At 73.8% G+C, this 19,456-nt stretch carries 18 protein-coding genes; 16 read left to right on the forward strand and 2 right to left on the reverse strand.

Going from position 1 to position 19,456, the window contains the following annotated elements; genetic code table 11:
* Positions 1–46 precede the first annotated feature (46 nt).
* Positions 47–592: a YbjN domain-containing protein gene (locus AB0D46_RS02180; RefSeq protein WP_362875323.1), complete on the forward strand. Its 546-nt coding sequence runs from the start codon at positions 47–49 to the stop codon at positions 590–592.
* A gap of 114 nt (positions 593–706) precedes the next feature.
* Here the strand turns inward: AB0D46_RS02180 and AB0D46_RS02185 are convergent, their stop codons facing one another.
* Positions 707–1,900: a pyridoxal phosphate-dependent aminotransferase gene (locus AB0D46_RS02185; RefSeq protein ID WP_362875324.1), complete on the reverse strand. Its 1,194-nt coding sequence runs from the start codon at positions 1,898–1,900 to the stop codon at positions 707–709.
* A 331-nt stretch (positions 1,901–2,231) separates the two neighbouring features.
* Between AB0D46_RS02185 and AB0D46_RS02190 the strand changes: the two genes are divergently transcribed.
* From AB0D46_RS02190 to AB0D46_RS02235, 10 genes are all read left to right on the forward strand, one after another.
* Positions 2,232–2,498 (forward strand): hypothetical protein, encoded by a 267-nt coding sequence (locus AB0D46_RS02190; RefSeq protein WP_362875325.1) that lies wholly within the window; start codon positions 2,232–2,234, stop codon positions 2,496–2,498.
* A 206-nt stretch (positions 2,499–2,704) separates the two neighbouring features.
* A complete protein-coding gene (locus AB0D46_RS02195; RefSeq protein WP_362875326.1) occupies positions 2,705–3,223 on the forward strand; it encodes a DUF2617 family protein in 519 nt (172 codons plus the stop codon).
* A 233-nt stretch (positions 3,224–3,456) separates the two neighbouring features.
* Complete coding sequence (locus tag AB0D46_RS02200) at positions 3,457–5,097, forward strand: polyamine aminopropyltransferase (protein ID WP_362875327.1); 1,641 nt, start codon at positions 3,457–3,459, stop codon at positions 5,095–5,097.
* 58 nt (positions 5,098–5,155) lie between these two features.
* Positions 5,156–6,067, forward strand: coding sequence for an SRPBCC family protein (locus tag AB0D46_RS02205; protein ID WP_362875328.1), 912 nt, complete (start codon positions 5,156–5,158; stop codon positions 6,065–6,067).
* A gap of 19 nt (positions 6,068–6,086) precedes the next feature.
* Positions 6,087–6,875 (forward strand): aldose 1-epimerase, encoded by a 789-nt coding sequence (locus AB0D46_RS02210; protein ID WP_362875329.1) that lies wholly within the window; start codon positions 6,087–6,089, stop codon positions 6,873–6,875.
* A 79-nt stretch (positions 6,876–6,954) separates the two neighbouring features.
* Positions 6,955–7,518, forward strand: a complete 564-nt coding sequence (pyrE, locus tag AB0D46_RS02215) for an orotate phosphoribosyltransferase (protein ID WP_362875330.1) — start codon at positions 6,955–6,957, stop codon at positions 7,516–7,518.
* Between the two features lie 270 nt (positions 7,519–7,788).
* Positions 7,789–8,811, forward strand: coding sequence for a class II fructose-bisphosphate aldolase (fbaA, locus tag AB0D46_RS02220; protein WP_362875331.1), 1,023 nt, complete (start codon positions 7,789–7,791; stop codon positions 8,809–8,811).
* A gap of 328 nt (positions 8,812–9,139) precedes the next feature.
* Positions 9,140–9,838, forward strand: coding sequence for a ScbR family autoregulator-binding transcription factor (locus AB0D46_RS02225; protein WP_362875332.1), 699 nt, complete (start codon positions 9,140–9,142; stop codon positions 9,836–9,838).
* Positions 9,839–9,940: 102 nt separating this feature from the next.
* On the forward strand, positions 9,941–10,666 hold the full coding sequence (locus AB0D46_RS02230) for a BTAD domain-containing putative transcriptional regulator (protein WP_362875333.1): 726 nt from the start codon (positions 9,941–9,943) through the stop codon (positions 10,664–10,666).
* Between the two features lie 109 nt (positions 10,667–10,775).
* Positions 10,776–12,707 (forward strand): GAF domain-containing protein, encoded by a 1,932-nt coding sequence (locus tag AB0D46_RS02235; protein WP_362875334.1) that lies wholly within the window; start codon positions 10,776–10,778, stop codon positions 12,705–12,707.
* 58 nt (positions 12,708–12,765) lie between these two features.
* On the opposite strand, the gene AB0D46_RS02240 is transcribed toward AB0D46_RS02235, so the two are convergent.
* The gene (locus AB0D46_RS02240; RefSeq protein WP_362875335.1) at positions 12,766–14,058 is read right to left on the reverse strand and encodes a transposase; all 1,293 of its coding nucleotides are present in this window, start codon (positions 14,056–14,058) and stop codon (positions 12,766–12,768) included.
* A 252-nt stretch (positions 14,059–14,310) separates the two neighbouring features.
* Between AB0D46_RS02240 and AB0D46_RS02245 the strand changes: the two genes are divergently transcribed.
* The 5 genes from AB0D46_RS02245 (at position 14,311) to AB0D46_RS02265 (ending at position 19,234) form a co-directional block, all read left to right on the forward strand.
* Positions 14,311–15,438 carry a CE1758 family FMN-dependent luciferase-like monooxygenase gene (locus AB0D46_RS02245; protein ID WP_362875470.1) on the forward strand — a complete coding sequence of 376 codons (1,128 nt, stop codon included), beginning with the start codon at positions 14,311–14,313 and terminating at the stop codon, positions 15,436–15,438.
* Positions 15,439–15,442: 4 nt separating this feature from the next.
* A complete protein-coding gene (locus AB0D46_RS02250) occupies positions 15,443–15,856 on the forward strand; it encodes a DUF3151 domain-containing protein (RefSeq protein WP_281208154.1) in 414 nt (137 codons plus the stop codon).
* 127 nt (positions 15,857–15,983) lie between these two features.
* Positions 15,984–16,832: a tryptophan 2,3-dioxygenase family protein gene (locus tag AB0D46_RS02255; protein ID WP_362875336.1), complete on the forward strand. Its 849-nt coding sequence runs from the start codon at positions 15,984–15,986 to the stop codon at positions 16,830–16,832.
* On the forward strand, positions 16,825–18,183 hold the full coding sequence (gene kynU, locus AB0D46_RS02260; protein ID WP_362875337.1) for a kynureninase: 1,359 nt from the start codon (positions 16,825–16,827) through the stop codon (positions 18,181–18,183). Before AB0D46_RS02255 ends, kynU begins: the two co-directional genes overlap by 8 nt.
* Positions 18,184–18,355: 172 nt before the next feature.
* A complete protein-coding gene (locus AB0D46_RS02265) occupies positions 18,356–19,234 on the forward strand; it encodes an alpha/beta hydrolase (protein ID WP_362875338.1) in 879 nt (292 codons plus the stop codon).
* Positions 19,235–19,456: the final 222 nt, after the last annotated feature.

Genomic DNA, 19,456 nt, shown 5'->3' on the forward strand with positions numbered 1-19,456 from the left:
GCGCGATGGTGGAGGATGGCTGTATCCGCACGAAGGGAAGTACACGGTGAGCATCGACCCGGCCTCGATTCCGAACTTCGGAGGGCAGCAGCCCGATCCGCAGGCCACTGGACCGGCGGGCCCCGTCGTCCCCGACCAGGACCTGGTCAAGCAGCTCCTGGAGCAGATGGAGCTCAAGTACGTCGTCGACGACGAGGGTGACCTCGCGGCGCCGTGGGAGGACTTCCGCACGTACTTCATGTTCCGCGGCGAGGACGAGCAGCAGGTCTTCTCCGTGCGGACCTTCTACGACCGCCCCCACGCGATCGAGGACAAGCCGCAGCTGCTGGAGTCCATCGACGACTGGAACCGCCGCACCCTGTGGCCGAAGGTCTACAGCCACACCCACGACGACGGCTCGGTCCGCCTGATCGGTGAGGCGCAGATGCTGATCGGCACCGGCGTGAACCTGGAGCACTTCGTGTCCTCCACGGTCAGCTGGGTCCGCGCCTCCATCGAGTTCGACAAGTGGCTCCTCGAGCAGCTCGGTCTGGAGAAGGAAGTCGACTCCGCCGAGGGCGAGGAGAAGCCCGAGGACGGCGACGGCAACTAGTCGCCCGACACAGCGCCACCCCGGCCACGCACCAGGTCATTCACGACCCGGTGCGTGGCCGGCCGCGCGCCCGGACCCGTCCGCTCCCGCAGGCGCGCGGCCCGCGTCACCCCGTCACCCCGCCCACCGACCCAGGCGGTGCACGGCCTCCTGGAGGACCTCCGGCTTCTTGCAGAAGGCCCAGCGGACCTGGGTGGCGCCCGCCTCGGTGTTGTCGTAGAAGACCTGGTTCGGGATGGCGACCACGCCGCAGCGCTCCGGCAGGGCGCGGCAGAAGGCCAGGCCGTCCTTCTCGCCGAGCGGGGAGATGTCCGTGGTGATGAAGTACGTGCCCTGCGGGCGGAAGACCTCGAAACCGGCCGCCGTCAGGCCGTCGGCGAGGAGGTCGCGCTTGGCCGCGAGGTCCGCCCGGAAGGTGTCGTAGTACGCGTCCGGCAGCGCCAGGGCCTCGGCGATCGCGTACTGGAACGGGCCCGACGCGACGTACGTCAGGAACTGCTTCGCCGAGCGCACCGCCGAGACCAGCGCGGGCGGTGCGGTGATCCAGCCGACCTTCCAGCCGGTGAAGGAGAACGTCTTGCCGGCGGAGGAGATCGTCACCGTGCGCTCGCGCATGCCGGGCAGGGACGCCAGGGGGATGTGCGAGCCCTCGAAGACCAGGTGCTCGTAGACCTCGTCCGTGACGACGAGGAGGTCGCGCTCCACGGCCAGCTCCGCGATCGCGGTCAGTTCCTCGCGGGTGAGGACCGTGCCCGTCGGGTTGTGCGGGGTGTTCAGGAGCAACAGCCGGGTGCGCGGGGTGATCGCGTCCCGCAGGGCGTCGAGGTCGGGGCGGAAGTGCGGGGCGCGCAGGGTGAGCGGGACGCGGACCGCCCCGGCCATCGCGATGCAGGCCGCGTACGAGTCGTAGAACGGTTCGAGCGCGATGACCTCGTCACCCGGCTCCAGGAGGGCCAGCAGGGACGCCGCGATGGCCTCCGTCGCACCCGCCGTGACCAGCACCTCGGTGTCCGGGTCGTACGTCAGCCCGTGGAACCGCCGCTGGTGCTCCGCGACGGCCGTACGGAGCTCCGGGACGCCCGGACCCGGCGGGTACTGGTTGCCCCGGCCGTCGCGGACGGCCCGTACCGCCGCCTCGGCGATCTCGGCGGGGCCGTCGGTGTCGGGGAAGCCCTGGCCCAGGTTGATCGACCCGGTGCGGGCGGCCAGCGCCGACATCTCCGCGAAGATCGTGGTGCCGAAGGACGCCAGGCGGCGGTTGAGGAAGGGGCGGCTGCTGCTGCTCGCGGATGCGGTCATGGGCGCCATCCTGCGGGGAAGCTCTGGAGTTGCTCAAGTGTGCTTTGGCGCGATCGGCCGGAGGGGATCCCCCCGTCATGCGGGACGAGGGGATCCCGCACCCCGGGGAACCGGGCTTCCGAGAGGAGGCGAGGACCGTGGTCCTGGTCTTTGTCCTGGTGGTGGCGTTCGTGGTGACGGCAGGTGCCGTAGCGGGGATCCTGGTCTCGAAGGCGAAACGGGCGGCGGCCTGCCGCCGGCGCTCCGCGCGGTCCTCCTCGCGGTCCTCCTCGCGGTCCTCCGCGCGGTCTTCCTCACGGCCCTCCTCGCGCCGGTCGGGTGGTGACCGCTCCGACAGCTGGTGGGCGGCCTCCGGCGGTACGGGCGCGGTGTCCTCCTGCGGCGGGTCCTCGTCCGACTCGGGGCCCTCCTGCGGGTCCTCGTCGTCCTCGTGTGGCGGATCGTCGTCCTCCTGCGGTGGCGGGGGCGGTTGCGGCTCCAGCTGATCCTTCGGGAAGGCCCGCCGACGAGTGTTGAACAGGGCGCCCGTGGGGGACAACTTCCCTCGGGCGTCTACTTGTTCGGCCGGGCGTTACGGCGTACGGGCGGCATGCTGGTGAACACGTGAACTGGGTAGCCCCCGGGGGGATGTAAACCCCGTCAAGTTGGGTAAATCCGCTGTGAGTGCCGTGCCTTTCATGATTCCCTCGGTTGAGTAGACCAGTCCTCGGACCTCCCTGGACTTCCTGTGGACCCGTGCCGGTGTCCCCCCACCCGTTGACTACCGCTGGCGGGCTCCGGCCCATCTCCCTCGCGCGTTTGCGGAGCCGACTCATGCTCACGACCCTCCAGACCACCTACACCGACACGCGTGCCGCCGATCTCGCCTGGGCCCTGGGACGGGACCGGCTGCCCGCCTTGGCCGTACTGAACCTCCAGCTCGCGGACGCGAATGTGGAGCTCCGCCTGCTCGGGGCCTCTCACCAGGTGCTCCTGGAGGAGGGGGAGGTGCTCTGTTCGGAGACCGTCGCCTGCATGCCCGGGAGCAGTACGCCGCTTCCGCTCGGCGTGGCCAAGCGGGTCGGCGACTGGGAGTACGAGTTCGCCGCCCGCGTGGAGAACCTCTCGCGGGGCTCCTTCGCGGGCCGCGCGCAGGAACTCCTCGCCCTCGTCGCCGACCACCCGAACGGGCTGGCCGGCACGTTCCCCGGCAGCCCGCACGCCTTCACCGCCATGCTGGCCCAGCGCCACGAGGGCCAGGTCCGGTGGCGGACCTGGCACGCCTACCCCCAGGAGGGGCAGCTCGTCGCCACGCGCACCCGGGTGGGCGTCCGCATGGGCGCCCCCGTCTAGGGCGTTTCCTCCCGCGCGCTCTCGTGGGGCGGCTCGGTCCGGGTCGCCTGCACGGCGTCCGGACGCCGTCCGCGTGTTGTCCGCTCGGCCTCCGCGTGCCCTCCGCGTGCCCTCCGCGTGCCGTGCTCGGGGGGCGGATTGGGGTGCGGTTACGCCAACTGGCGGGATTGAACCGGTACTTACACCCATGTGGGTGACAGGGTGTGGGTGGGCGGTAACGTACGGTTCGCTTCATGATCGACCGATCCGCCCCCCACGGGGTGCTCCCGGCGCCGGAGCCACGGGGCGCGCAGAGCGCCCCGGCCGCCCTGCCCGTACAGCCACGGACCGGCCGCTTCCTCGTCCTGGCCACCGTCTTCGTCTGCGCCGCCTGCGGGCTCGTGTACGAACTGGAGCTGCTCGCGCTCGGCTCCTACCTGATCGGTGACTCGGTCACCCAGGCCTCCGTGGTGCTGTCCGTCATGGTCTTCGCCATGGGCGTCGGTTCCCTCCTCGCGAAACGGCTGCGCGGCCGGCCCGCCCTCGGGTTCGCCGCCATCGAGGCCGCGCTCGCCCTGCTCGGCGGGTTCTCCGCCATGGCCCTGTACGCGAGCTTCGCCTGGCTGGGCGAGTCCCGGACCGCGCTCGTCGGCTTCTCCTTCGCCATCGGCGTCCTGATCGGCGCGGAGATCCCGCTGTTGATGGTGCTGATCCAGCGGATCCGCCGGCAGGACGCGGGCGGGGCGGTCGCCGACCTGTTCGCCGCCGACTACGTGGGCGCCCTCGTCGGCGGCCTCGCCTTCCCGTTCCTGCTGCTGCCGATGCTCGGCCAGCTCAACGGGGTCATGCTCACCGGCACCGTCAACGCCCTCGCCGGCGGCGGGCTCGTCCTGTGGCTGTTCCGCCGCGACCTCAGCCCCCGCTGCCGCTGGCTGCTGATCGCCACCAACGCTGCCGTCCTCGCCGCGCTCGGCTCCGCGACCCTGCTCGCCGACGACTTCGAACGGGTGGCCCGCCGCGCCGTCTACGGCGGAGAGGTCCGCGTCGCGGTCCGGACCGACGTGCAGGAACTGGTGCTCACCGGCCCGGCCGGCGGCTCCCCGCGCTCCCTCGACCTGTACCTCGACGGCCGGCTGCGGGTCAGCGGCTACGACGAGTACCGCTACCACGAGGCCCTGGTCCACCCGGCGATGACCGGCCCGCACGCCCGTGTCCTGGTCCTCGGCGGCGGCGACGGGCTGGCCGCCCGCGAGGTGCTGCGCTACCGGGACGTCGCCTCCGTCACCGTCGTCGAGCTCGACCCCGGCGTCGTCCGGCTGGCCCGCACCGACCCGATGCTCTCCGCGCTCAACGAGCGGGCCTTCGAGGACCCCCGCCTCGGCGTCGTCACGCAGGACGCGTTCGGCTGGTTGCGGGGTCCCGCCGCCCGGGACCGGTTCGACGTCATCGTCTCCGACCTGCCCGACCCCGGCATCACCCCGAGCACGAAGCTGTACTCGCAGGAGTTCTACGGGCTCGCCGCGCGGGCCCTGAACCCCGGCGGGCGGATCGCCGTCCACGCGGGGGCCCTCACCGACCGGGCCCGTACGTACTGGACCGTCGACACCACCCTGCGCGCCGCCGGACTGCTCACCACCCCCTACAGCACCGGCGGCCGGCTCTCCGGCTTCGCCGGTGGACCCGACCGGACGCTCGGCGGCAGCGGGGCGCCGCCGCAGGACTGGGGCTTCGTCCTCGCCTCCCGCGAACGGACGCCCGAGCTGCGGGTCGACCGGGACACGCCGGCGCTGCGCGCGGTGTCCACGCGGGCCCTGCTGGACGCGGCCCGGGACGCCGCCCGGACCCGGATCCACGGCCTGCCGCCCTCGACACTGCCCTACCCGCGCTACTCCTGAGCTGCGGCGACTGTCGTGTCCGTGTGCACCGGCGGCTCTCCTCGGTAGGCTCGGCCGCATGGAGCATCAGGTGTTCGTTCCGGTCCCCGCGGAAGACCTCCGTGCCGTGCTGCGCGACCCGGCCCGCGTGGCGCGCTGCGTACCCGGGCTCCAGCGGGACGCCGACGCCGCCGCCGGGCCGTCGGCCGGGCGGCTCAAGGTGCGGGTCGGCGGGCACACCGTGACCTACCGGGGGGCGCTGCTCGTCGCCGAGGGCGGCCCGGACCGGTTCACCGTCGAGGGCGCGGGCACCGAGGTGCGCGGCCACGGCACCGTCACCCTCTCCCTCGGGCTGACCCTGGTCCCGGACGGGGTCGGGACCCGCCTGGAGTTCACCGGCGGGGCCACCGCCGACGGGCGGGCCGCCGCCTTCGCCCCGGACGCCACCGCGGTCGCCGGTCGGCGCCTGCTGGACCGGGTGGGCGCGAACCTGGCGGCGGAGTCGGCCGCCGACGTGACCGAAGCCGAGGCCGTCGGGGTGGGCGACGCGGCCCCCGACCTCGATCCGCACGACCCCGTCGCCGAGGCCGAGGAGGCCGCCGACGCCGAGGAAGCCGAGGAGGCCGCCGACGCCGAGGGGCCCGGGGGCGCGGGTGACGCCGCCGGGCCGGCCGACGCGGTCAGCGCCTCGCTGTTCGACTCCGAGGTGCCGGCCCCGTCCGTCGACCCCTTCCTGGAGGGCGACTTCGCCGGGACCACCGGTCCCGCCGCGGCCGCCCGGCCGCCCGCCGAAGCCGCGCACGCCCGCCGCACGATGATCGGCCGCAGCGCCGAGGAGGTGGACCACGCGCCGCCGCGCGGCCGGTACGCCCCGGTCCCCGCGCCGTCCACCGTCGCCGCGGCCGGCGGCCTGCGCTGGGTCGCCCCGGCCGCCGCCCTCGCCATCGCCTCGGCCGTCGTGGTCGGAAGGGCGTTGCGCCGCCGTCGCTGACTCGCCGTAGGGTCGCCGTATGAGCACGCAACTGAGCGTCGGCGGCGCCGACATCACCATCGATCAGGAGAACGGCTGCCGGATCAGCAGTCTGCGCGTCGACGGGACGGAGCTGCTGCGGCAGGGGCCGCACTTCGGCGCCTTCCCGATGGTCCCCTGGTGCGGCCGCACCGCGGACGGCCGGTTCCGGGACGGCGCGAGCGTCCACCAGCTGCCGCTGAACCACCCGCCGCACGCCATCCACGGCCTGGGCCGGGACACGTCCTGGCGGCCGGCCGGGGTCTCCGAGACCCGCGCCGCCTTCGCCTTCGACCTCGTCGACCCCTGGCCGTACGCCGGCCGGGTGACCCAGATCTTCGAGCTGTCCGAGGATGCCCTCACCCTCACCCTGGGCGTGGAGACCTACGAGAACTCCTTCCCGGCCCAGGCCGGCTGGCACCCCTGGTTCAACCGGACCCTGACCGCCGGCGGCCCCGAGGCGCAGCTCGCCTTCGACCCGGCCTGGCAGGAGGAGCGCGGCGACGACCACCTCCCCACCGGCCGCCGCATCGACCCCCTCCCCGGCCCCTGGGACGACTGCTTCGGCATGCCCCACGGCGTGGACGTCACCCTGACCTGGCCCGGGCAGCTGGAGCTGAAGGTCACCAGTCGGGCCGAATGGGTGGTCATCTACGACGAGCAGCCCGAGGCCGTCTGCGTCGAGCCCCAGTCGGGCCCGCCGAACGGGCTGAACACGCTCCCGCACCTGGTCACGCCGGTCGACCCGCTGGAGATGTCCAGCACCTGGACGTGGCGGCGGCCGGCGTAGCCCGTACGGCCGGGGCGTGCGGGCCGGTCGTGCGGGCCGGCCGTGCGGGGGGCGCCCGGGGCGCATTTAAGCTCGGGGTATGACTGACGTCAACGAAGTAATGCCGCAAGGCACACGCGATGCGCTTCTGCAGCAGATCAAGGACAAGGCCGTCGTGCACGGCAAGGTGACCCTCTCCTCCGGCAAGGAGGCCGACTACTACATCGACCTCCGCCGGATCACCCTCGACGGCCAGGCGGCCCCGCTGGTCGGGCAGGTCATGCTCGACCTGACCGCCGAGCTCGACTTCGACTGCGTCGGCGGTCTGACCCTGGGCGCCGACCCGGTGGCGACCTCGATGCTGCACGCCTCCGCCGCGCGCGGACAGCGGCTGGACGCCTTCGTCGTCCGCAAGGCGCAGAAGGCCCACGGCATGCAGCGTCGCATCGAGGGCACCGACGTCAAGGGCCGCCGCTGCCTGGTCGTCGAGGACACCTCGACCACCGGCGGGTCCCCGCTGACCGCCGTCGAGGCCGTTCGCGAGGCCGGCGGTGAGGTCGTCGCCGTCGCCACCATCGTGGACCGCGGCGCCGCGGACGCCATCGCCGAGGCGGGCCTGGCCTACCTCACCGGCTACCGCCTCGGGGACCTCGGCCTCGGCTGAACCGCCTGCGGGCATCTCGGATCGTGGTCGGGACCGGCTCGGAACAACTCGTGACGAAGGTCCTGGGAAGCCTCTGTTCCGGTTCTGACCTGCTGTTTTGCGGAGCGACGCGGTGTTTCACGTGAAACACCGCGTCCGGCTCGCCCTTCCCGGGGCGACCGGAGGGGTGGAGTGTCGCGCCGAGTCTGGAAAGATAGGCGCGACGATGACGTCGCCCCCAGGTCAGGGCCCGTAATAAGCACACTCCCCGCACATCCAAGGAGCGGACAGATGCCCATCGCAACCCCCGAGGTCTACAACGAGATGCTCGACCGGGCGAAGGCAGGCAAGTTCGCCTACCCGGCCATCAATGTCACCTCGACCCAGACCCTGCACGCTGCCCTGCGCGGCTTCGCGGAGGCCGAGAGCGACGGCATCATCCAGATCTCCACCGGTGGTGCGGAGTTCCTGGGTGGCCAGTACAACAAGGACATGGTCACGGGCGCCGTCGCCCTGGCGGAGTTCGCGCACGTCGTCGCCGCCAAGTACGACATCACGGTCGCGCTGCACACCGACCACTGCCCGAAGGACAAGCTGGACGGGTACGTACGTCCGCTCCTGGAGGTCTCCGCCGAGCGCGTGGCCCGCGGCCTCAACCCGCTCTTCCAGTCGCACATGTGGGACGGCTCCGCCGAGACCCTGGCCGACAACCTGGCCATCGGCCAGGAGCTGCTCGCCAAGGCCGCCGCCGCGAAGATCATCCTTGAGGTCGAGATCACCCCGACCGGCGGCGAGGAGGACGGCGTCAGCCACGAGATCAACGACGAGCTGTACACCACCGTCGATGACGCGCTGCGCACCGCCGAGGCCCTGGGCCTGGGCGAGAAGGGCCGCTACCTGCTGGCCGCCTCCTTCGGCAACGTGCACGGCGTCTACAAGCCGGGCAACGTCGTCCTGCGCCCCGAGCTCCTCAAGGACCTCCAGGTCGGTGTCGGCGAGAAGTACGGCAAGTCCTCGCCGTTCGACTTCGTCTTCCACGGCGGTTCGGGCTCCACGGCCGAGGAGATCGCCACCGCGCTGGAGAACGGCGTCGTGAAGATGAACCTCGACACCGACACCCAGTACGCGTTCACCCGGCCGGTCGCGGACCACATGTTCCGCAACTACGACGGTGTGCTGAAGGTCGACGGCGAGGTCGGCACCAAGTCCACCTACGACCCGCGCACCTGGGGCAAGCTGGCCGAGGCCGGCATGGCCAAGCGCGTCACCGCGGCCTGCGCCGACCTGCGCTCCACCGGTACGAAGCTGAAGTAGTAGCGCTACCGGTACGAAGCTGAACCAGCTCCACCGGTACCCAGCCGAAGCAGTAGCAGCACCGCAGACCTGAAGGGGTCCGCCGGTCCGTCCCGGACCGGCGGACCCCTTTGCGTGCGGAGCGTGCGCGGGGGCCGGCGGGGGCGGCCGGGCGGGTCCTTCCCCGGTGCCGGAGCGCCCGAGGTGGCACACGGCGGTGGACTGGGGCCTCGTGATGGTGTGAAATCTACTCAGAGAAACGTACCCGGGGTTATGTAAATCCGCCGGGGCAGGAGAGGCGACGCGGCATATGAGGACAGAGCGACCCCAGGTGAAGCAGGATCGGGCGGTGCGCACGCGTCAGGCGATCCTGGAAGCGGCGGCCGTGGTCTTCGACGAGCAGGGCTACGACGCGGCCAAGTTGTCGGACATCGTCAACATCGCCCGGGTCACCAAGGGCGCGCTCTACTTCCACTTCGACTCGAAGGAAGGCCTGGCCCAGGCCGTCATCGACGCGCAGAACGAGCACCGGCCGACGGTCCTGCCGCAGGAGTACAAGGCCCAGGAGTTCCTGGACATGGGCATGGTGTTCTCGCACCGGCTGCGGCACGAGGTGCTGATGCGCGCCAGCGCCCGGCTCACCCTGGACCAGGCGGCGGGCCGCAACCTGGACAAGGCGGCCCCCTACCGCGCCTGGATCGACGAGCACGTCCGGGTGCTGCAGGACGCGAAGCGGCGCGGCGAGCTGCTGCCGAACGTCGACCCGCTGGTGCCCTCGCGGATGATCGTGGGCTCGTTCGCCGGGTTGAACACCATGTCCCACACCCTGGGTCTGGACCTGGAGGAACAGGTCTCCGAGCTCTACACGTACGTGATGCCCAGCATCGTGGTCCCGGCCGTGGCGATCCGGCTGGACACCGCTCCCCGCCGGGGCGCGCGGGCGCTCCACGGGCCCCGCGGCGCGCACGCGTGCGCGCACGGCTGCCCGGGCGGTGTGCCGGTGGGGGCGGCGGAGCCCGCCGAACCGGTGGACCGGGTTTCCGCCTAGCGGCCGGCCCTTCGCGCCCATCCCTTCCGGTCCGCGCCACCTCTTCCCTAAAAGATCCTTCCGGGTATTATTTTTCTGCTGGCCTGCCCAGGGAGAAACACTGTGGACATTGAGGTACTCGGAGAGCCGCGGGTCGTCGAGAACGGTGTGCCCATCACGGCCCCCACGCCGGAGTCCCGGCACGTGCTGGCGGTCCTCGCCGCGTGGCCCGACCGGGTCGTGCCCGTCGCGGTCCTCGCGGACGAACTGGCCGTCCACACCCGCCCCGAGCACGCCCGCGGCGTCCTGCACACCGCCGTGCGCCAGCTGCGGGAGCGGTTCGCGCAGGTGCTGGGGGCCGGCTCGGTACGTACTCCCGATGCCGTGCTCTCCACCCAGCCCGGCGGGTATCTCCTCGACACCGGTGGCGGTCGCTCCGACGTCCGGGACTTCGCCCGTGAATCCGGCGCCGGCTACCGCGCCATGGGGCGCGGCGACTTCGAGCGGGCGGCCCCGCGGCTGCGCCGCGCCCTCGCCCTGTGGACCGGCCCCGCCCTGGACGGCATCGACGCCGGCACTTGGCTCGGCGCCCGCATCGAGGTCCTGGACGCCGACCGGATCGCCGTGCTCGGCCAGTGGGTCGAAGCGGAACTCGCCCTCGGCCGGTACCGCGAGCTGCGCCTGGAACTCGCCGGCCTGCGCGGCCCCGCGGGCCCGGGCGGCAGGACGGCCCCCCACCCGGACTGCCCCTGGCCGGCGGCGCTGCGCAGCGCCGAGGAACGCGTCGAGGCGCTCCGTTCGACCTGCACGACACCCCGGCTGACCCTGGCCGGCGCCGTCCGGTGCTGACGTGGTGTCGCGTCCCGAGGGGCCGGAACCGTACCCTGCTTGACCCCTCGTCGCACGGAACCTAGGTTCGGGGCGCGGGACAAAGGGGCTGGTCGGACGGGGGCGACGGATGAACGGGGACGACGGCGGGGCACCGGGGGCGTTGGCCGTGCTGGAACTGCTCGCGGCGGACGCCCCGGAGGGCCGGTACGAGGCCCTGCTGGAGGACGCCCGCTGCGCCGACGCCGGGGAGGAGCACCTCGCCGGTCTCGCCCGCGCGGTGGAGCTGGCCCGCTCCGTACGGGCGGACGCGATCCGGGTCAAGCAGCGCGAGGCCGCCCTCACCGCCCTCGTGGACACCGCGCACGACCTGACCTCCCCGTACGACATCCACGGGCTGCTGCGCCTGATCACCCGTCGGGCCCGGCGCCTGCTCGGCTTCGACATGGCCTGGCTGTCGCTGTCCCGCCCGGACGGATCGGCGTACGTGTGCACCTCCGAGGGCGAGACCACCGCCCTGAACGTGGGGCTCGAACTGGGCACCGGTAAGGGGTTGGGCAGCATCGCCCAGGACCGCCGGTCCCCGGTGTGGACCGCCGACTACCTCGCCGATCGCGCCATCGCGCACGCCCCCGGCATCGACGCCGTCGTGCGGGCGGAGGGGCTGCGCGCCATCATCGCCGTCCCCTTGCGGCGCGGGAACTCCACGCTCGGCGCGCTCTACGGATCCGACCGGGCCGTACGGCAGTTCACCCCCGACGAGATCGGCGTGCTGCTCTCCCTCGCCGACCTGGCCGCCGTCGCCATCGAGAAGGCCCGGCTGCTGGAGCAGACCCGCGACGAGGTCACCGAGCTGGAGGCGTTCGGTTCGCGCACCAACACCGCCCTCACCCGGGTCCGCCACCTGTGGGAGTGTCACGCCCGGCTGGCCGGGCTGGTGCTCGACGGGGCCGGCCTGGCCACCCTCGCCCGGGCCACCGCCGACGCGCTCGACGGCGTGCTCCAGGTACGGGACCCCGGCGGCCGGCCGCTGACCGCGACCGGTGAACTGCCCGACCTGGACGAGGAGTCCGTGGCCAAGGGCGCCCTCCAGGCGCAGATCGACCGGCGGCCCGTCCGGCTGCCCGGCGAGCTGTGGCTGGCCCCCGTCCTCGCCGGCGCCGAGGACCTCGGGGTGTTGCTGCTGAGCGCGTCGGCGCCGCTCGCCGAGGAGGACGTACGGCTGCTCCAGCTGGCCGCGCAGTCGGTGGCCTCGCTGATGCTGATCCAGCGGGGCACGGCCGCCGCCGAGGGGCCCGTCCACGACGAAATCCTCGCCGACCTGCTGGAACGGCCCCACTCCGTCGACCTGCACCTGCTGGAGCGAACCCGCCGGCTGGGCATCGACCTCGACCGGCCCCACGTCGTCGTCGTGGCCCGGCCCGAGGGCGGGGAACTCGGCAAGGCCGTCGCCTGGGCGTCCTCGTACGCCTACCGGATGGGCGGGCTCAAGGGCGTGCGCCGGGGCTGCATCGTGCTCGTCCTGCCGGGCGAGGACGCCTCCGCCGCCGCGCACCGGGCCTCCGCGGAACTGTCGCCGCTCCTCGGACACGCCGTCTCCACCGGTGCGGCCGGCCCCACCGGCGGGCCGGGCGAGGTGGCCCGCGTGTACGCGGAGGCCGTGCGCTGCCTGGACGCGCTGACCGCCCTCGACGGGGCGGGCGGCACGGCCTCGCTGCGCGAACTGGGCTTCCTCGGGCTGCTGTTGTCCGCCGACCACGACGTGGAGTCCTTCATCGCGTCGACGATCGGACCCGTCCTGGAGTACGACACCGACCGCATGACGGGCCTCACCCGCACCCTCGACGCGTACTTCGCCTCCGGCGGCAGCCCCACGCACGCGGCCGAGGCCCTGCACGTGCACCCCAACACGGTGTCCCGGCGGTTGGAACGCATAGCCGAACTCCTCGGCCCGCACTGGCAGAAGCCCGGCCGGGCGCTGGAGATCCAGATGGCCCTGCGGCTGCGCAAGGCCCGTACGGTCCTGCACGACCGCCGCACGGCGGGCGCCCGGCCGCAGTAGCGGCGCCCCGGCGCCCCGGCCGTCGGTGACGGGTGGGGCGCCGGGGGCCGGACGGGCCTCAGGGCGTCGGACCGTGCGCCGTCCCCGCCGCCGTCAGCGCGCGGGCCGCGTGGGCGACCGACGCCAGCGTGACGTGCCGGTGCCAGCCGGGCAGGGCCCGCCCGGCGAAGTCGCGCAGGCCCACTTCCTGGCCACCGTGCTCCGCGGCGAACTCCACCCGACGCCCCTGCTTGGTCAGCCGCAGCAGCGGGCCCACGGGGAGCCGTACGAGGTCGGTCACCCACACCTGCGTCGGAGGGCGCCGCGGGTCGGTCCACTCGCCGACCAGCAGCAGGTGCCGGCGTCGGGCCGGCGACGGGTCGGGCATCATCACCCGCACGGCGACGGCCAGGGTGCCGCGGTGCCGGCCCCCCGGGTGCGCCGGATCGGGATCGGTCCACTCCACCGGCGTGGCCAGCCCCTTCACCGACTGCAGGATCTCGCGCGCGCCGCGCAGCCCGGCCCCGTACCCCGGCAGGGTCGGATCCGTGACGAGCAGCGGGGTCGAGGAGGCCGCCCGCGCGATGACCGGCAGCCCCGCCTCCGCGAAGCGGTTCATCGTGGACCGGGTCCCGATCTGCCTGATGTCGAGCACCACCGGGCGCGGGCCGCTCCCGCTGTGCCGCACCGTCTCGATGACGGCCGTCGCGGCGCACTGCTCGTACGCCGCCGGCGCGGCGTGCTCGTCGAGGACGCCGTGCGGTCCCTCCGCGTCGGGCAGGAACATCCGCCAGCCCACCGGCGTCACCAGGGCGGACGACGTGAACCAGGTCCCGAAGGCCTGCTGCCCGCGGAACATCTGCCCCTGGTGGGGGTCGAACCGGTGCGCCGCGCCCACCGAACGGTCGCCGCCCTTCGGGATGGCCATCGGCTGGGCCACCCACGCGGTCAGCGGGGTCGTCGCCTCCAGGAACCCCGAGAGGGAGGCGCGCAGGGGCTCCCAGTCCCAGGTGGAGCCGGAGATGAAGTGGTGCATGCTCTGTTCCGCGGCGGGGCCCCCGACCTGCCCGGCGATGCCGCGCATCGACTTGCGGCCCCGCAGGGCGAGCAGACCCCGTACGTACTGCCGCCCCTTCTCCCGCTGGTCCTTGCGGCGCAGCGAGGCCAGGACGACGGAACAGAGGTCCTCGGCCGCCTCGTGGACGGGATCCCGGCGGGCGGGGATCAGTGCGGGGCCGGTGCTCGTGCCGGCGCCGGTGGTTCTCGTTCCCGTTGTCGTGCTCGTTCCCGCGTGCGTCCCCGTTCCCGTTTCGGTGGTCTGCCTCGTCACCGCGGCCGGGCCGGTTCCCGGTGCCACGGCGGTACTACTCATGATCGTTTTCACGACATGCCCCCTAGCGTGCATCGACTGCACCCCCACCGTCCGTCGCGGACCCCCCGCGCGGGGAGGTGCGCCGGCCACCGCACTTGGCCGGAACGTGGTGGGGTCCCCACCACCCACCTCCTGCGCCCGCCGCCGCGCGACTTGACGGACTGCCGGAACGGACGTGGCCGCTCCCCGGAGCGTCCGGCACGGTCCTGTACGAGGGGCTGCGGCGTCGGGGGAGGGGTGGGCTGCGGGGTGGTGCAGTTCGGTGTGTACTCCCTCGGCGATGTCGCGCCCGACCCGCTCACCGGCCGCACGCCCACCGAGCGCGAGCGGATCCGGGCGATGACGGCCATCGCCGTCCGGGCCGAGGAGGCCGGCCTCGACGTCTTCGCCACCGGTGAGCACCACAACCCGCCCCACGTGCTCCCCTCCCCGCCGACGCTGCTCGCGTACGTCGCCGCCCGCACCGAGCGGCTGATCCTCTCCACCGCCACCACGCTCATCACCACCAACGACCCCGTCCGCGTCGCGGAGGAGTTCGCGCTGCTCCAGCACCTGGCGGACGGCCGGGTGGACCTGACGCTGGGGCGCGGCGACGTCCCGAACGCCTACCCGTGGTTCGGCCAGGACCTCCGACAGGCCGTCGCGCTCGCCCGCGAGAACTACGCCCTGCTGCACCGGCTGTGGCGGGAGGAGGACATCGACTGGCGGGGTCGTTCCCGCGCCCGCCTCGACGGCTTCACCTCCACGCCCCGCCCGCTGGACGGCGTACCGCCCTTCGTGTGGCACGCGTCGGTGCGCTCGCCGGAGGGCGCGGAGCAGGCCGCGTCCTACGGGGACGGGTTCTTCGTCGACACCCTCCGCGCCCCCGTCGGGCACTCCGCGCGGCTGGTCGCCCTGTACCGCGACCGGTACGCCGAGCACGGGCACGGCGCCGCCGAACAGGCCGTCGTCGGCCTCGGCGGGCAGGTCTTCGTACGGGCCCGGTCGCAGGACGCGGTGCGCGAGTTCCGCCCGTACTTCGACGGCTCGCCCGCGCGCACCGGCCGGGAGTCCCTGGAGGAGTGCTCGGCGCGGGGCCCGCTGGCCGTCGGGAGCCCCGACGAGGTCATCGAGAAGATCCTCACCTTCGGGGAGGCGTACGGGGACTACCAGCGCCAGCTCTTCCTCGTGGACCACGCCGGGCTGCCGCGGGAGACGGTGTTGGAGCAGATCGACCTGCTGGGGGAACGGATCGTCCCGGTCCTGCGCCGGGAGCTGGCGGCGGCCCGGCCCCCGACCCGGCTCCCCGCGGACACCGGCGGCGCGGGGGCGGTGGCGGGGGCCCGGGCGGTCCCGGCCGGGCAGCGGCCGCCCGCCGCGGCGGGCCATCGGCCACACTGATCCCATGTCGATTCACCAGAACCTGCTCGGGGGCCCCGCCCCCACCCACCTGCCCGACGAGCCCGCGCCGCGCGAAGCCCTCGCCGCCGGCACCGACCCGGCCGAGGTGGCCGCCGCGTACCCCACGTCCTCCCTCGCCTGGGCCACCCTCGCCGACCGGGCCTTCGCCGCCGGCAACACGGTCGAGTCGTACGCGTACGCCCGTACGGGCTACCACCGCGGGCTGGACTCGCTGCGCCGCGCGGGCTGGAAGGGCCACGGCCCGGTGCCGTGGGAGCACGAGCCGAACCGCGGGTTCCTGCGCGCCCTGAACGCCCTGGCCCGGGCCGCCGGCGCGATCGGCGAGAAGGAGGAGTACGAGCGCTGCTCGACCTTCCTGCGCGATTCCTCGGAGACGGCGGCGGACACGCTCGCATAACTGCGCGCCGAGTGCCCTAGAGGGGTTCCGGATCCCCTGTTTATGATGCGAGGCAGGGGACCGGGGCTCCACTTACCTCACGGAAGGAGCGGACCGCTACCCGGAAGCACGTGTCGAGGAGACAGAAATGTCGCACGCCCTTGATGCCTCCGGAGCCGGTTCGGACACCCCGAACCTCGACTTCGCCGGCACGACCCCGTACGAGGACTACGTCCAGGCGGACGTTCTCACCCACCTCCAGCACCTGCGCTCGGACGACCCCGGCGAGATGGTCTTCCTGGTCACGACCCAGGTCATGGAGCTGTGGTTCACGGTCATCGTCCACGAGTGGGAGACCGCGGCCCGCGCCCTGCGCGAGGACGACATCCCCGTCGCGATGGACGCGCTGAAACGATCCCTCCGCGAGCTGGAGGCCCTGAACGCCTCCTGGCGCCCCCTCGCGCAGCTCACCCCGGGCCAGTTCAACTCGTACCGCTCCGCCCTCGGCGAGGGCTCCGGATTCCAGTCCGCGATGTACCGCCGGATGGAGTTCCTGCTCGGCGACAAGTCCGCGTCGATGCTGGTCCCGCACCGCGGCGCGCCGCGCGTCCACGGCGAGCTGGAGAAGGCCCTGCACGAGCCCGGCCTCTACGACGAGACCCTGCGACTGCTCGCCCGCCGCGGCCTGCCGGTCCCGCAGCGGGTCCTGGACCGGGACCTGACGGCGCGCTACGAGCCGTCGCCCGAGGTCGAGGCCGTCTGGACGGCCCTGTACGCCGAGCCCGCCGGTGAGCACTCCGACCTGCACCGCCTAGGCGAGGTGCTGACGGACGTCGCCGAGCTGGTCTGGCGCTGGCGCAACGACCACCTGGTGGCGACCCGGCGCGCGATGGGCGCGAAGACCGGCACGGGTGGCTCGGCCGGGGTGGCCTGGCTGGAGAAGCGCGCGACGAAGAACGTGTTCCCCGAGCTCTGGACGGCCCGCAGCCATGTCTGACACGCGACCGATACCCGGCGCGGGCCGCGGGGGCGACTCCGACGTCCGCTTCGGCGTCGACTCCGACGTCGACTCCGACGTCCACTCCGACGTCCGCTTCGGCGTCGACCCGGATTCCGCCGCCGCGCCGCACCCGGCCGAGGCCGGGCTCCGGGCCCGCGCCGCCGCGCTCGACGCCGCCGACGGGCTGGGCAAGCTGCGCGAGCGGTTCGCCCTGCCCGACGGGGTCACCTACCTCGACGGCAACTCCCTCGGCGCCCTCCCGGCCGGCGTCCCCGACGCCGTGTCCGACGTCGTGCGCCGCCAGTGGGGCGAGCTGCTCATCCGGTCCTGGGACGAGAGCGGTTGGTGGACCGCCCCCGAGCGGATCGGCGACCGCATCGCCCCGCTGATCGGCGCCGGCCCCGGGCAGGTCACCGTCGGCGACTCCACCAGCGTCAACCTCTTCAAGGCCCTCGTCGGCGCCGCCCGACTGGCCGCGCCCGGCCGGACCCGGATGCTCGTCGACGCCGCCACCTTCCCGACGGACGGCTACATCGCCGCCTCCGCCGCCCGGATGACCGGCCTCGACGTCGTCGCCGTCGACCCCGGCGACGTGGTGCCGGAGATGACCTCCGACACCGCGGTGGTGCTGCTCAACCACGTCGACTACCGCACCGGCCGGCTCCACGACCTGCCCGCCCTCACCGCGGCCGCGCACGCCGCGGGCGCGCTCGTCGTCTGGGACCTGTGCCACTCGGCGGGCGCCCTGCCCGTCGGCCTCGACGCGCACGCCGTCGACCTCGCGGTCGGCTGCACGTACAAGTACCTCAACGGTGGGCCCGGCTCCCCGGCCTACCTGTACGTGGCCGAACGGCACCAGGAGTCCTTCGACTCCCCGCTGCCGGGCTGGAACGGGCACGCGGACCCCTTCGCGATGACCCCGGCGTACGAGCCCGCCCCGGGCGCCGCCCGCGCGCGGGTCGGCACCCCGGACATCCTGTCCATGCTCGCGCTGGAAGCGGCCCTCGACGTCTGGGAGGGCGTGGACGTCGAGGACGTCCGGGCCAAGTCCCTGGCGCTGGGCGACTTCTTCCTCGAATGCGTCGCCGCGTACGTCCCCGAGGGCCGCGTCGAGTCGGTCACCCCGGCCGGGCACGCGGAGCGCGGCAGCCAGGTCTCGCTGCGCACCGAGAACGCCCGCGCGGTCATGACGGAGCTCATCGCGCGGGGCGTCGTCGGGGACTTCCGCGCCCCCGACGTCCTGCGCTTCGGTTTCACCCCGCTCTACGTCGGGTTCGCCGACGCCGAGCGGGCGGCGCGGACGCTGGGTCGGACGCTCGGCCCGGCAACGGGTCACGTTTTCGGGTGACCCGGTAGCGAAACGTCACAGCAGTCGGATGGGCGGGGCCTCGGCCCCGCCCGTCGCGATGAAGGGGACTCCGGCCGGCGGGGAGCGGGTTGGCGCCTGATACGGTCCCGCTCTGCCGGAACACCGGAACACCAGTCCCCGCTGTCCCACGCGTTACCGAGAGGTCGAGCCGATGACGGACCCCGCAGTCGAACGGGATGCCGCCGAGGCCGCCTCGGCCTTCGCCCACCCCCCGGTCCTCCCCGACGCGAGCGCCGCGTACGGGGAACACCCGGACCAGGTCATCGACTTCTACACCCCGCACGGCGGCGGCGGCCCCGGCTCCGCCCCCCTGGTCGTCGTCCTGCACGGCGGGGCCTGGCGCGCCCCGTACGACCGGCAGCACGTCACCCCGCTCGCCGGCTTCCTGGCCCGCCAGGGCTTCGCCGTCGCCAACGTCGAGTACCGGCGCGGTAGTTCACTTCCGCACCAGGGGGCGGGCGGACCCGTCGCGGGACGCTGGCCCGAGACCTTCGACGACGTCGCCGCCGCCATGGACGCCCTCCCCGCGCTGGCCGCGACCGCGCTCCCCGAGGCCGACCCGCGGCGCACCGTCGTGACGGGGCACTCCGCGGGCGGCCACCTCGCCCTGTGGGCCGCGGCCCGACACGTGCTGCCGCTCGGCTCCCCGTGGCGGCTCGCCGCCCCGCCCGCGCTGCGCGGGGTGGTGGCGCTGGCACCGATCGCGGACTTCGCCGTCGCGGAGGAGCTGGAGGTGTGCGGGGGCGCGTCGGCGCAGCTGCTGGGCGGCGCCGAACACTGGGCGCGGCGGCTGCCCTTCGCGGACCCGGCGGCGCTGCTCCCGACGGGCATCGCCACCGCCGTCGTGCACGGGCGGGACGACATCGTGGTCCCGCCCGAGGTGGCGGAGTCGTACGTCGCCGCGGCGGCGAAGGCGGGCGAGACGGTCGGCCTGACCCTGCTGGACGGGGTCGGCCACTTCCCGCTGATCGACCCGGCGGCGGACGCCTGCGCGGTGGTCTCGGAGGAGATCGCGCAGCTGGGTTGGTAGGCCCCGACCGGGTGGTGGGCCGCGCCCGGGTGTGGGCCGCGCCCGGGTGTGGGCCGGACCGGGCGCTGGACCCGCCCCGAGAATCGCGGCCCTCGAGGTCTTCCGGCTGCACAGTCGGCACGGCGTGACCCTGCGCACGTACACGGCTGCGGGCGCGGGGGCCGCGTGACCGGTCCGCCTGGGTCGCGACGTACGGGTGGGCGGGAGACGATGGGTAGCGGC

It is taken from the genome of Streptomyces sp. NPDC048383 (assembly GCF_040651775.1).
GTDB lineage: Bacteria > Actinomycetota > Actinomycetes > Streptomycetales > Streptomycetaceae > Streptomyces.

Coding starts and splice junctions, on each gene's coding strand:
- AB0D46_RS02185 (WP_362875324.1), bottom strand. CDS start 1,900: ATGGCGCCCATGACCGCATCCGCGAGCAGCAGCAGCCGCCCCTTCCTC.
- AB0D46_RS02195 (WP_362875326.1), top strand. CDS start 2,705: ATGCTCACGACCCTCCAGACCACCTACACCGACACGCGTGCCGCCGAT.
- AB0D46_RS02200 (WP_362875327.1), top strand. CDS start 3,457: ATGATCGACCGATCCGCCCCCCACGGGGTGCTCCCGGCGCCGGAGCCA.
- AB0D46_RS02205 (WP_362875328.1), top strand. CDS start 5,156: ATGGAGCATCAGGTGTTCGTTCCGGTCCCCGCGGAAGACCTCCGTGCC.
- AB0D46_RS02210 (WP_362875329.1), top strand. CDS start 6,087: ATGAGCACGCAACTGAGCGTCGGCGGCGCCGACATCACCATCGATCAG.
- pyrE (WP_362875330.1), top strand. CDS start 6,955: ATGACTGACGTCAACGAAGTAATGCCGCAAGGCACACGCGATGCGCTT.
- fbaA (WP_362875331.1), top strand. CDS start 7,789: ATGCCCATCGCAACCCCCGAGGTCTACAACGAGATGCTCGACCGGGCG.
- AB0D46_RS02235 (WP_362875334.1), top strand. CDS start 10,776: ATGAACGGGGACGACGGCGGGGCACCGGGGGCGTTGGCCGTGCTGGAA.
- AB0D46_RS02240 (WP_362875335.1), bottom strand. CDS start 14,058: ATGAGTAGTACCGCCGTGGCACCGGGAACCGGCCCGGCCGCGGTGACG.
- AB0D46_RS02250 (WP_281208154.1), top strand. CDS start 15,443: ATGTCGATTCACCAGAACCTGCTCGGGGGCCCCGCCCCCACCCACCTG.
- AB0D46_RS02255 (WP_362875336.1), top strand. CDS start 15,984: ATGTCGCACGCCCTTGATGCCTCCGGAGCCGGTTCGGACACCCCGAAC.
- kynU (WP_362875337.1), top strand. CDS start 16,825: ATGTCTGACACGCGACCGATACCCGGCGCGGGCCGCGGGGGCGACTCC.
- AB0D46_RS02265 (WP_362875338.1), top strand. CDS start 18,356: ATGACGGACCCCGCAGTCGAACGGGATGCCGCCGAGGCCGCCTCGGCC.